Raw genomic sequence first — 11874 nt, 5'->3', positions numbered from 1 at the left:
GGTGGCTCCTCAGCCCGCGATGGCCTGGAGGCCGGCAGCCGGCTCCTGCGCGAGGTGTCCCTTGATGGTGGCGAAGTAGGCGTCCTCGAGGTCCGGCACGGCCGGCGCGAAGGAGGCGTCCGGCGCCCCGGCGTTGTAGACGTGCACGAGCGTGCGCCCCATCAGCAGCCGGTGGGAGATGATGGGCAGCTCGGCCTGGAGCCTGGGCAGCTCCGCCTTGTCCACGAACTTCTTCCAGATGCGGCCCTCCAGGCGCGCGATGATGTTCTCGGGCGCGCCGGTGAGCAGCACCTTGCCCCCGTTGAGCACGGCCATCTGGGGGCACAGGTCGCGCACGTCCGAGACGATGTGCGTGGAGAGGAGGACGATGACGTCCTGGCCGATCTCGCTCAGCAGGTTGTGGAAGCGCACGCGCTCCTCGGGATCGAGACCCGCGGTGGGCTCGTCCACGATGAGCAGCTTGGGGTTGCCGAGCAGCGCCTGGGCGATGCCGAAGCGCTGGCGCATGCCGCCGGAGAAGCCGCCGAGTTGCTTGCGCCGCGCGTGGTGGAGGTTCGTCTGCTGCAGCAGCGCGTCCACCACCTGCTTGCGCTCGCGGGCGTTGGAGATGCCCTTGAGGGTGGCCAGGTGGGTGAGGAGATCCTCGGCCGTCACCTTCGGGTAGAGGCCGAAGTCCTGGGGCAGGTAGCCGAGCACCCGGCGCACCGCGTCCTTGTCCTTCAGTACGTCGATGTCACCGAGCGTGGCGCTGCCGCTGTCGGCCTCCTGGAGGGTGGCCAGGGTGCGCATCAGCGTGGACTTGCCCGCGCCGTTGGGCCCGAGCAGCCCGAACATGCCGGGCTTGATGGTGAGCGTGACGTCCTGGAGCGCCTGGGTGCCGTTGGAATAGCGCTTGGACAGGTTCTGGATGCGGAGCTCCATGGAGCCCTCCGAAAGAAGAGGAGGGCATCATGTCACGGGTTGAGGCGGACGATCTCCTCGTTGAGGGCGCTGGCGAAGCCCACCCAGGCCAGGTAGGGCACCATCATCCACGCCGCACCCGTGTCCACCTTGCGCGCCACCGCGGTGTAGGCCGCGAGGCTCACGCCCAGTGCGGCGATGTCCGCGAGCGCCTCGCGCTGCCGGTGTTTGCCGAAGAAGAGCGGGGACCAGAGCGCATTGAAGCCGAGCTGCAGCCCCCACAGGGCGAGCGCCCACGAGCGCCGGGGGCCCGCCGGCCGGTTCCACACCCTCCAGGCGGAGATGGACATCAGCCCGTACAGCACCGTCCACGCCGGACCGAATACCCACGGCGGCGGCGTGAAGCCCGGCTTGCGCAGCCGCTTGTACCAGAGCTGCCCGCTGTTCGAGACGCTCCCTCCGAGCAGCGCCGTGCCCGCCGTGAGCGCCCCGATGGTCCCCAGGGCAACGAAGGACTCCTTCCGCAGGGACGGGTTGCGCAGGGCAGGGTTGTTCGGATTGTGTTGCTCCAGCATCGTCACGACCTCCATGGGTACGTCTTCGTGGGAGAGGGGGCGTCCGTCCGTCCGCTACGCCGGGGCTCCCGCGGCCTCCTCGCCCACCCTCGCCTCCAGCTTCGTTCCCGCCGCGATCCAGGCCCGCACCAGCGCCAGGTGCTCCTGCTCCACGTCCAGCGCCCGCTGGAAGTCCTCGGCGAGCTCCTGGTGCCCCAGCTCGCGCGCCAGCTCGATGAGCAGCTCCCAGCTCGCGTTGTCCACCAGCTCGGCCGTCAGCAGCCCCTCGAGCGACTGCAGCAGGTTGACGTGTGGATCCGCCAGCATCCTCGGCACGCCCTCGGACATGTTGGCCTGCAGCTCCGCCGCGGGCGTGAGCGCCGTGGGGTCCGCGCCCAGCTTCTCCAGGGTCCGCTTGACGAGCGCGAAGTGTGACAGCTCGTCCCGGCGGATCTTCTCCAACTGCTCGCGCGAGGGCCCGCCGTCCCACGTGCCGAACACGTCCAGCTTGGACAGCGCCAGCTCGTACAGCCGCGTCCCCGTGCGCTCGAAGCCGGCACGCTGGCCCAGCTTGTCCACGAGCACCGTGGCCCGGCCGCCCTTGAGCAGGTCCATCGCCGCCTTGGCCATCCCCTTCAGGTTCGGCGGCGGCACCGTGCCCAGGTTCCCCGCCTCCCGCGCGAAGTCCTGGCGCTGCTTCGCGATGACCGACGCATCCCCCGGGATGTCCGGCGCGAACTTCTCGGAGCCCTCGACGGTCTCCCTGCTCTTCACCGGGTGGACCCTGATGCCCGTCCGGTTCATCCCCATCTCGCTCGCCTTGCGTTCCATTACTGGATCCTCCCCTCGGCCAGGGTGCTCACGCGCTCGGCTTCCTCCGCGAGCTCGGTGCCCGGACGCCAGCGGTAGCCGGCGGAGGCGATCGCGGATGGACTCCCCTCGGAGTTGAGCTGCTGCCGGTAGAGCAGCGTGCGCTCGGCCTCCTCGGCGCGCGGCACGAACCCGGTGCCCTTCGCGCTCAGGCCCTCCTCGTTCATCAGCACCTTGCGCACGAACTCGCGGTGGCTGTGGTAGCCGATGGGCTCCGGCAGCTCCCGGGGCAGCACCTCGGCGGGGTCTCTCCCCTCCAGCCGCTGGAAGAGCTCCATCACGTAGTGCAGGTGCCCCAGCTCGTAGTCCGTGAACCGCTGCCACACCTCCTTGATGCGCGGGTTCGTCTCGGACCGCAGGCAGCTGTAGTAGTTGTAGACCTCGTTGGCCTCGTGCAGCAGCCACTTCTCCAGCCACGACTCGCCCGGGTCGCACAGCGACTCGTACTGCGTCACGTGCTGCTCCTCGATGGCGGCGATCTCCGCGTACAGCTGGCGCGCCACCGGATCGGTGAAGCTCGGCCCGATGTTCATGTAGTACGTGTGAACCTGGTTCTCGGCCGAGACGATGGTCAGCGCGTTGAGCCTGGTGATGGGGGCCGCGGTGCGCGCCTCATACGGCCGGCGCACGTCGTCCAGCGGATGGCGGTGCTCGATGGCGGTGAGCCGTCCGGGAATGATGTCCGTATAGCTCTGGGTGATGGTGTTCGGATCCTTGCCGCACAGCCGGTCGTACAGCGCCGAGTACCGGTACAGGTGATCGAAGTCCTCGAGCATGCCGAAGCGGTACGTCTGGGCCAGGTACGGATCGGGCTCGTGCTGGGCCACGCTCGCCGTCACCTCGATGGCCGTCTGCTCGTAGCCGAGCGTGGTCTCCAGGGGGGACTGGTTCCCCGGATTCAGCCAGTTGACCAGCGTCTGCTGGAAGTGCTCCACCCGGCGGATGAGGGCGAGCGGCTCGCGGAGCTCCCGGTTCATCCGGGCACAGGCGTGGCTGAAGCGCACGGACTCGGATTCGATGCCGTTCATCAGGATGACACGCACGCGCGTGAAGGCGTCGTCATCCAGCTTGCTGATCATCCTCCGTGTCAGGTCCTTCCAGGTGAACCGCTGGCGGTCCAGGGGGACACCCTTCTCCTTGAAGAGGTCTAGAGCCACGTGTCACTCCTTTGAGTGTCTCGGGAGAACCGTGGAGCGCACGGAGCACACCACCCCCCCGGGTTCGCCGGTAAAGCTCCGACTCCCCTCCGGATGCGGCAAACCCGTGCTGGCGCTCCGCCTGCTCTCCAGGGCTCCAGACACAAGAAAGCCCGCCAGGTCACGAGGACCGGCGGGCTTCGGAAGCAGGAGGAGACTGTACCCGGGGACTAGCGGGAAACAGCCTGGCTCAGGGCGCGGTGCACGGCCTCGAGCGCCTTGCGGGCCTCGAGCAGCTCGGCGCGCTCGGCGGTGAGCGAGGCCACCTGCTGGGCCAGCACATCGCGCTCGCCCTGGAGCGTGTCCACGGTGCGGCGCAGCGCGGAGGCCTCGTCCTTGGCGGACTCCAGCTCCCCGGCGAGCCGCTCCTCCTCGGAGAGGCTGTCGGCCAGGGCGCGCTTGGCCTCGGCGACGGCGGCCTCCAGGGTGGAGCGCTCCTGGGCCTGGGCCTGCATGGCCTGACGGGCCTCCTGCAGCGACAGCAGGGCCTCGTCGCGCTCGCCCTCCAGGGCGGCCAGCTCCCGCTCGAGGTCGCCGAGCAGCTTCACCCGGCCCTCCATGTCGGTGGCGAGCCGGCGCGCCTCGTCCATGCGCAGGCGGGCCTCCTCGGTGGCCTTCTCCGCCTGGCGCCGCGACACCTCCAGCTCCTGGGTGAGCGTGAGGTTGAGCGCCTTCACCTTGGTGAGCTCGGACTGCAGCGCCGAGATGCGCTCCACCGCGCGCAGGCCCGCCTCGGCCACGCTGGCCGGCAGGGGCTCGGGACGCGGGTTCTCACGCACCGCCTTGAGGCGCTCCTTCAGCCGCTCGCGGCGGGCCTGGTTGTCCAGGTCCTCCTTGGGCGGAGCCGGCGTCTGCACCTCCACCTCGTGCTCGGGCGGCTCGGCCCGGGCCACGGGAGCGGCGGGCACTTCCTGGGGCGCCTGGACGGCGGGGGCGCGCAGGGCGGCGTCAATCACCTCGGAGGCGGTGGGACGCGGCGCGCGGGCGCGCTCGACGCGGGCGCGCACCTCGGCGGACAGGTCGTGGGCGGCCGTCGCGGCGGGCTCGGGGGCCGGCTCCGGCTCGGGGGCCGGGGCCTGGTCGGACTCCTGGGCCAGGGCCTGCGGGGGCTGCTCCTGCGGCTCCTCGGGCGCGGCGGGATCGACGACGCCGGTGAATGCACCCAGACGGAGGCGCGGCTTGGCGCGGGACACGTTCTGTTCGAAGGCCTTCTTCATGGACGAGACGAGCCTGAGAGCGGGAGAGACGGGGTTATACGTCAACCGGCCCGCTGCGCGCCGCTATCATCGGTACCGGGAGCCGTGCCCACACGCAAGCGGGGAAGCACATTCTGGATGAGGGCCTCGATGTCCATGGCCCCCTTGGAGCTGGGGTCCGCCACGAAGACGGGCCGGCCCTCGCTGGAGGCCTGGGCGAACTTGGTGCACTGCCGGATGATGGTGGGCAGCAGGTACTCCGGGTAGTGCGTCTGCAGCGCCTCCAGCGCCTCCTTGGCCAGCTTGAAGGTGGCGTTGAAGGAGTTGACCACGATGAAGACGTGGTCCAGCACGTGGTTGAGGTCCTCCTCCAGGCTCTGCACCGTCTCGAAGAGCAGCTTGAGGCCGTGGAAGGAGAGGAAGTCGGCCAGCACCGGGACGAACAAGTCGTTGGCCGCCATCAGCGCGTTGAGGTTGAGCAGGCCGAAGGAGGGCGGCGCGTCGAAGACGATGACGTCGTACTGCGCCTCCACTTCCTTGAGGGCGTTGCGCAGCTTGAACTCGCGTCCCGCCATGGGCATCAGCGCCAGGTCCACCGTGGACATGGTGAGGTTGGAGGGGACGAAGTGCAGGTTGGGCAGGGAGGACTTCTGGATGACCTCCGACATGGGCGACTTGCGCACCAGGACGTTGAGGAGCGTCTTGTCGAAGTCCTCGCCCTCGAAGCCCAGGCACTTGGTGGCGTGGCCCTGGCTGTCGAGGTCGACGATGAGGACGTTGTAGCCCAGCTCCGCCAGGCGCCAGGCGTAGGAGGTGGACAGGGACGTCTTGCCCGTGCCGCCCTTGAAGTTGAGGAAGAGCTGCTTGCGGCGGCCGAGTGACGGCGGGAACGCGCCCAGCTGCGTGCGCAGGGCCCAGACCTCGGCGCCCGTGTAGCTGTCCTGCTTCAGCGCCGAGGCGATGGACTTCGGTGGCAAGCCGAGCATCTCGGCCACCTGCTTGGAGCTGTACGTCGGCGCGTCCATGGAGAATCCTCAGAACCCTTCGTCGAGACCGGGGAGGTCATACCTTGCCTCAAGCGGCGAAGTATTTGTGACCTCGCCGGATGATCGCTCCCCTGGCCACCAGGAGGGTGAGCGCCTCCTCGGCCAGCTCGGGGGGCGCGGAGATGCCGGAGGCCAGCTCCCCGAGCGAGCGGCCCCGGATGGCCGCGCGAATCTCCGACATCAGCGGTCCACACAGGGCCTCCACCGGGGAGACGGGCTGGCGCGCGGCGGGACGCGCCACGGGCTGGGCTGGCGCGGAGGTGGGAGCCGCGGCGGTGCGGACGGCCTGCTGGGCCGAGCCCCGGGCCGGAGCGGAAGCAGCGGCCGGTACCGCGGCCCGGTGGGCGATGGACGGAGCCGGCGAGGGACGCACGGCGGCAGCGGGGGCAGCGACGGGCACTGGAGCTCGCACGGCCGGCGGGGCGACGGGAGCGGGAGCGGCCACGGGCGCGGCGGCGCGGGGGGCGGGCTTCGGGAGGAGCGAGGCGCGCACGGGCTGCACGGGGAGCGTGGCGAGGCGGCGGATCTCCCGGCGGCGCCGGCCCTCGTCCATGTCCACCACGGCGGAGACGTCATGGCCGAGGATGCGCGAGAGGCTCTGCGCGGCGGAACGGCGCACGCGCACCTCGTCATCCTTGAGGGCCTCGAGCAGCAGCATGCGGGCGTGCTCCCCGCTGCCGGCGCCGAGCGCCAGGGCGGCGAGGCTGCGCACCTCGGAGTCCGGATCGTGGATGGCCTCCTCGCCGAGCCGGCGCGCGCCCTCCCCTTCCAGGCCCAGCGCCAGCAGTGAGGCACGGCGGCGCACGGAGCGGTCCGGGTCCTTCACGGCCTGGGCGAGGTGCGGCGCGGCCTCCTGGGGCGCGATGCTCAGCAGCGCCTTGAGGGCGGCGATGCGGACCTCGGGGACGTTGGAGGCCAGCAGGGGCGACACCACGAGGACGCCCTCCTCCTTGCCCACCTCGGCGAAGGCGGCCAGCAGGGCCACCTGGACGGAGGGGTCCTTCTCCGCGTGCAGCGCCGTGGCCAGGGCGGGCGCGGCGGCCGGCTGGCCCAGGGCCTTGAGGCGCTCGGCGGCGCGCACGCGCGAGGTGGCATCCGGCGCCGACAGCTCGCGCACGGAGAAGCCGAAGAGCGTCTCGTCGCCGCCGCCGGACAGCTCCGCCATCTGCCCGGGGCTCACCGCCAGCCGCCCCTCCAGGAAGAGGCGCTGCGCGTGCTGCATCACCGGGGAGACGCTCGCGGCGGAGCCGGACGCCGACACCATCGCGAGCGCGGGAGCGGGCTGCTCCACCTCCTGCGGGCGCTGCGGCTCGGACTGGGAGGGCCACGGGTAGGCGGGGGCGGACGGCGCGGACGCGGTCACGGCGGGACGCTCGAGCGCCTCGCTGCGCAGCTGGGAGATGAACGAGGCCAGGTCGATGCCCAGGCCGTCGTCGTCCTCCTCCTCGCGCTCACGGCCGTCCGAGGTGCGGATGCGGCTGGCCTCCAGCAGCTTGCCGAGCAGCTGGCTGCGCTCGGTGCGCAGGGCCTGGTTGAGGCGGGTGAGCTCCTCGCGCTCGGAGGCCATGCGGCCCAGGCGCACCTCCAGCCCGGCCACCTCGCGGCGCAGCGCCAGCTCGCGCTCCTCGGACTGGGCCAGCTCGCGCCGCAGGTGCTCCATCTCCTCGCGCGTGGACGTCAGCTCGTGGTTGAGCTGCTCGGCACGAGCCTCGAAGTAGACGATCTTTTCGAGTGCGCTCTTGAGCAGCGCGTCCGGACGCTCTTCGCTCACGGCCTGAACAGCCCTCCCTACCGGGGCACGCCAGGAGCCCGCCGCGCCTGGGAACGCGGGGACTCCGGTACCCGGGGGACCCCGGGAGCGCGCCACCATATGTCAGACCGTCATGCGAGGTAAACCCCTGAAATGGTTGGGACTTTTCCGTCCTGACCCACCTCGGGAGTTGACAATCGCGCCGGGGCCGATTTCTCGGGCCTCCGCGCGATCAGGGAGGGGTGCGTCCACCGCTCCACACACGGGCCGGGCCGCCTCGCGGACAGCCCGGCCGCACTGGAATGAACGCTACCTGGCGTCCTGCTGCATGAGCTGCCACTGCTCGGAGAGCTGGCGCACGTCACGCTCGAAGTCCTCGCTCTTCGAGAGCGCCGTCAGCCCCGACGTCTCCAATGCGCAGATCGCCTGCACATGAACGGAGACGGGGATGGAAGATTTGTTGTTGAAGAAGCCGCCGACGAACGAGCCATAGGCCTTCACGAACCCCACATCGGTGATGGAGCTGTAGAACCCGGTGCCAATGACGCGCATGCCCGACGGGCAGTAGGCACGTACCGAGGCGGTGGAGCCCGAGGGGATCTCGACCGGTGCGGACTCAACCGTCTGCACACCGGTCAGCGCAGTCGCGCCCTGCTGGCTTCCAGCGTCATCCAGACTCTGCTTGCCGACGGACGCGGCCGCGCCCCCAACACAAACGAGCAACCCGGTAACGACCAGAGCAGGCGTGAACTTGAACCTCATAGGTAGGTCTCCTCTCGTATTGAACGAGCCGGACAAGAACTTTCCCGGCTTCACTGTTGGTATACAAAACATCACGGGTAGGGAACAAGAGCTCAAGACCTCTTGCGCTCTTTCCAGCCAACAGGTTCGCCGGCCCCCCCGCGTCCACCGCCCCCCAGGGCACACGTGGTCCGAGACCTCCCGCTGTTTCCACCCGACTCGATTGGTCAGCCCGGTGTGTTAGGAGTCTTCTCCGGGAGGACACCCCATGGAGCAGCAAGACGAGAAGGAAGACATCCACCCGGACGATGGACCCCCGGAACCCTACCGCGTCCTCAAACGCTACCGTGGCATCGGTGGCGGACTGGGCCGGCTGTACGAGGCGCGCAACACCGAGACGGGCAACCCGGCCCTGGTGCTCATGCCCGCACCGAAAGGAGATCTGCGCGCGGAGGAGGACTGGCAGGTGCGCGCCACCGCCAACGTCACCCCGCCCTACCTCGCGCTGGAGGTGGAGCGCGCGCCCGCGAACGGACAACCCCGGCAGCTCACGTGGATGCTCGAGCGGTGGGCGGTGGCACTGATGCGCATCGACACACGCCCCGAGGCGCGGGACCATCTGACGGCCGGACCCCAGAAGCCCTCTCCTCCGCGCTCGCGCCCCCCGAGCGGAGGAGCCCTGATCGCCCTGCTGCTGGCGCTCGGGGTGACGCCGTGGACGCACGCCACGCCAGGGCCCACCACGCCCGCCGTCGCGCCGCCGGTGCTCACCGTGGACGGCCCGGACCCCGCCTCGGCGCTCTACACGAACGGAACGGATGTCATTGCCCTTCCCATGCCCCAGGGGCCCTTCCGGGGTCAGAACCGCCCACCGTGCAAGTCGCGGCACGAGATCGTCCTCCGCGGTGGCTGCTGGGTCGAGATCGCGGCCCGTCCGCCCTGCGGAGACGATGCCTACGAATTGGAGGGCAAATGCTACCTGCCGGGGTACAGCGCTCCGCGTCCTCCGCAGGCCCTGAATCCTTGACGCAGGTGACTTGACAGGTGGGGCTGCCAGACTCAAGCTGAGAGGTAACACGAGACACGCGAGTCCTTCCGGGTAGCGCCACCGGTTGGCTCGTGCAGGGGCCAGGTGCGGGTGACACCGGGCCCCTGCCAACACCCATGGGCATCCGTTGGGAGGAGCACGGCTTCTTCCTTGATGCCTCGAGAGGCTCCCGGCACGTGCCACCAACACGCGCCGGGAGCCTCTTTCCTTTCGTGCCCCCTTCACCCCTCAACCCACTTCCGAAGTCGCCGCTGACACATGACTTGCGAAGTCATATAAGCCAGCGAGGAGTCAGGACGGAGCCATGGCGTCGAAGACTACTTTTCAAGTCCCCCCCGAGCAGACCCCTCCCCCTCCCCCTCCCGCTCCCCCGCGCCCCCGCCGGAGCAAGCGCGAGGCGAAGCTGAAGCTGTCCAAGGCCCTGGGAGACGCGGCCCGGGAAGCCCGGCTCAAGGCCGGCTTGACGCAGGCGGACGTGGCCGAGCGCATCGGCGTGGCCACCGAGGTCTACGGCCGGTTGGAGCGGGGACTCCTCATGCCGAGCGTCCCCACGCTGCGCCGCATCTGCCTGGCCCTGCACATGTCCGCGGATGCCATGCTCGCGCTCAGCTCGCCCCAGCCTCCCGTCTGGGAGGAGCCCCCGCCCCCGGCCGAGCAGGAGCAGCCCGCGATGCGGCGCCTGCTGCGCAACGTGCGCAAGCTCAACAGCACGCAGATCCGCGCCCTCTCTCTCATGGCCTCCACCCTGCGCCGCGAGGGCGAGGACTGATCCACCGCCTGTCAGAGGGGGCCGGGAACGTCCGGATTTTCGCGCTGGCGCAACCGATTGGCGCTTGCAATGAAGCAGTTCACACCCCGCGTGCGTACATCGAAGGGGCCATGTCCCACCACCCCTCCGCCTCCCCCACGCTGGATGTGTCCCACCTCGCCGTCCATGGCCTCTGGTGCACCTGGCTCGCCGCGTTGCTGGTGAGCTGGGACACCCTGCCCATGACGGGCCGCGTCACGCTGCTCGTGACGGGCTTCCTCCTCCTCTTCTGGAACTACGCCGTCCTGCACAACCACATGCACCAGCCCATCGCCCGCCCCCGGGCGCTGCGGTGGCTGGTGTCTCGCACGCTCGGCGTGGCGTGCGGCTTCGCCTACCGCGGCTACCACCTCCACCACTTCAACCATCACCGGTACAACGATGGAGAGGGGGACTGGGGCCGGCGCCGGGCCGGAGAGGGCGCGGTGACGTACCTGGTGCGCTCCACCCTCACCCCCTGGCTCTGGCCCTATGGGCTGCTGGGCAAGGTGTGGAAGGCCGCCGGCCAGAGGAAGGGCCAGCGCGCCGAGCTGGTGCTCGACTTCGTCCTGCTGCAGGGCGCCCTGGTGGCGCTCGCGCTGTGGCGGCCCTGGCTGGCCCTGTCCTACTTCGGGATGATGCTCGCGGGGCAGCTGTCCATCCACCTGCTCAACCTGGCGGCCCACCACGAGACGGACGCCACCCGCCGGGACTCGCTGGCCGTGACGTCCACGTCCCGGCTGTACAACCTGCTGTGCTTCAACGCCGGCTACCACCAGGCCCACCACCTGCGCCCCCAGGCGCCCTGGCGGGAGCTGCCGGCCCTCACCGAGCGGCTGGCTTCCGAGGGGTTGCTTCGTCCAGCACTGCAAACCCCGCTGGCCCCCATCCATCCGTCCTGGGTGGTCCGGCTCCTCAAGCGCTATGCTCCCGCGCCGTGCGCCCCGCAGAAGGACTCGACGACTACCTCCGAGACCCCATCGGCCGCTATCTGACGGGAGAGAACTTCTTCCACTGGTACGCCACGCCCGAGCTGTGCGGGTTCACCGTGTGGGGCAGGCCCGGCGAGTCGCAAATCCAGCGGCTCACCCAGGTGCTGGACGTGGAGCTGGCGCCCGCGGCGCCCCACCTGTCGCTGGTGGACGCCAGCCGCGTGGAGGCCCCGGACGCCAACGGCCTGTCCGTGCTGGTGAAGTACATGGCGCCGCGCATCTCCGGCTTCTCCCAGACGGTGAGGCGCCAGGCGCTGGTGCGCCCCGAGGGCATGGCGGGCGCGGTGGTGGGCGGCTTCTACAGCCTCGTCAGCTCCGGCTACCCCACGCGGGCCTTCGCGGATGCGAATGAGGCGCTCGCCTGGCTGGGCCGCCCCGAGGCCGAGTCCCGCGCCCTGATGAACGAGCTGAACGACCTGGTGATGCAGCAGATGGGGCAGCACCCGCTGCTCGGCGAGCTGCACCGGGTGCTGCGCCACCGGCTGGTGGACGCCGGCCTCGCGGACGTGGCCCGGGAGCTGGGCATGTCCGAGCGCACGCTCCAGCGCCGCCTGCGCGAGGCCGGCACCTCCTTCCAGGCCGAGCTCAACACGGTGCAGGTGCGCACCGCGCAGGCGCTGCTGCTCGAGAGCGATGCCAAGCTCACCTCGGTGGCCGTGGAGGTGGGGTGCGCCTCGCTCCAGCACTTCAGCAGCCTGTTCCGCAAGATGACCGGCGAGTCCCCCAGCGCCTGGCGGGCCCGGCACCGCAAGACGCCCTGAGTCCACAATATTCCCTCCATATTCCCTCTCCCC

The 11874-nt window shown here is 70.3% G+C and carries 12 protein-coding genes; 4 read left to right on the top strand and 8 right to left on the bottom strand.

Annotated elements, in window-relative coordinates:
• Positions 1-9 precede the first annotated feature (9 nt).
• From AC16DP_RS30855 to AC16DP_RS30820, 8 genes are all read right to left on the bottom strand, one after another.
• A complete protein-coding gene (locus tag AC16DP_RS30855; protein WP_329729723.1) occupies positions 10-921 on the bottom strand; it encodes an ABC transporter ATP-binding protein in 912 nt (303 codons plus the stop codon).
• A gap of 32 nt (positions 922-953) precedes the next feature.
• Positions 954-1490, bottom strand: a complete 537-nt coding sequence (locus AC16DP_RS30850) for a TspO/MBR family protein (RefSeq protein WP_329729724.1) — start codon at positions 1488-1490, stop codon at positions 954-956.
• A gap of 39 nt (positions 1491-1529) precedes the next feature.
• On the bottom strand, positions 1530-2285 hold the full coding sequence (locus AC16DP_RS30845; protein ID WP_329729725.1) for a ferritin-like domain-containing protein: 756 nt from the start codon (positions 2283-2285) through the stop codon (positions 1530-1532).
• On the bottom strand, positions 2285-3481 hold the full coding sequence (locus AC16DP_RS30840) for a hypothetical protein (protein ID WP_329729726.1): 1197 nt from the start codon (positions 3479-3481) through the stop codon (positions 2285-2287). The genes AC16DP_RS30845 and AC16DP_RS30840 overlap by 1 nt, the downstream gene beginning before the upstream one ends.
• A gap of 209 nt (positions 3482-3690) precedes the next feature.
• Positions 3691-4737, bottom strand: a complete 1047-nt coding sequence (locus tag AC16DP_RS30835) for an extensin-like protein (RefSeq protein WP_483956904.1) — start codon at positions 4735-4737, stop codon at positions 3691-3693.
• A gap of 41 nt (positions 4738-4778) precedes the next feature.
• On the bottom strand, positions 4779-5741 hold the full coding sequence (locus AC16DP_RS30830) for a ParA family protein (protein WP_483956903.1): 963 nt from the start codon (positions 5739-5741) through the stop codon (positions 4779-4781).
• A 49-nt stretch (positions 5742-5790) separates the two neighbouring features.
• Positions 5791-7533, bottom strand: coding sequence for a HEAT repeat domain-containing protein (locus AC16DP_RS30825; RefSeq protein WP_329731464.1), 1743 nt, complete (start codon positions 7531-7533; stop codon positions 5791-5793).
• Between the two features lie 288 nt (positions 7534-7821).
• Positions 7822-8274 carry a hypothetical protein gene (locus AC16DP_RS30820; protein ID WP_329731463.1) on the bottom strand — a complete coding sequence of 151 codons (453 nt, stop codon included), beginning with the start codon at positions 8272-8274 and terminating at the stop codon, positions 7822-7824.
• Positions 8275-8521: 247 nt separating this feature from the next.
• Between AC16DP_RS30820 and AC16DP_RS30815 the strand changes: the two genes are divergently transcribed.
• The 4 genes from AC16DP_RS30815 to AC16DP_RS30800 all read left to right on the top strand — a co-directional run bounded on the left by AC16DP_RS30815 (position 8522) and on the right by AC16DP_RS30800 (position 11841).
• Entirely contained in the window at positions 8522-9280 is a 759-nt protein-coding gene (locus AC16DP_RS30815) for a hypothetical protein (RefSeq protein WP_329731462.1), read from the top strand.
• 325 nt (positions 9281-9605) lie between these two features.
• Positions 9606-10070 (top strand): helix-turn-helix transcriptional regulator, encoded by a 465-nt coding sequence (locus AC16DP_RS30810; RefSeq protein WP_329731461.1) that lies wholly within the window; start codon positions 9606-9608, stop codon positions 10068-10070.
• 110 nt (positions 10071-10180) lie between these two features.
• Entirely contained in the window at positions 10181-11083 is a 903-nt protein-coding gene (locus AC16DP_RS30805; RefSeq protein ID WP_329731460.1) for a fatty acid desaturase family protein, read from the top strand.
• A gap of 80 nt (positions 11084-11163) precedes the next feature.
• Entirely contained in the window at positions 11164-11841 is a 678-nt protein-coding gene (locus AC16DP_RS30800; protein WP_329731469.1) for a helix-turn-helix transcriptional regulator, read from the top strand.
• The last annotated feature ends 33 nt before the right edge of the window (positions 11842-11874 follow it).

This window comes from Archangium sp., from assembly GCF_057119385.1.
Note: the sequence above shows the minus strand (reverse complement) of the source record. Positions and strands in the feature narration are given on the sequence as shown.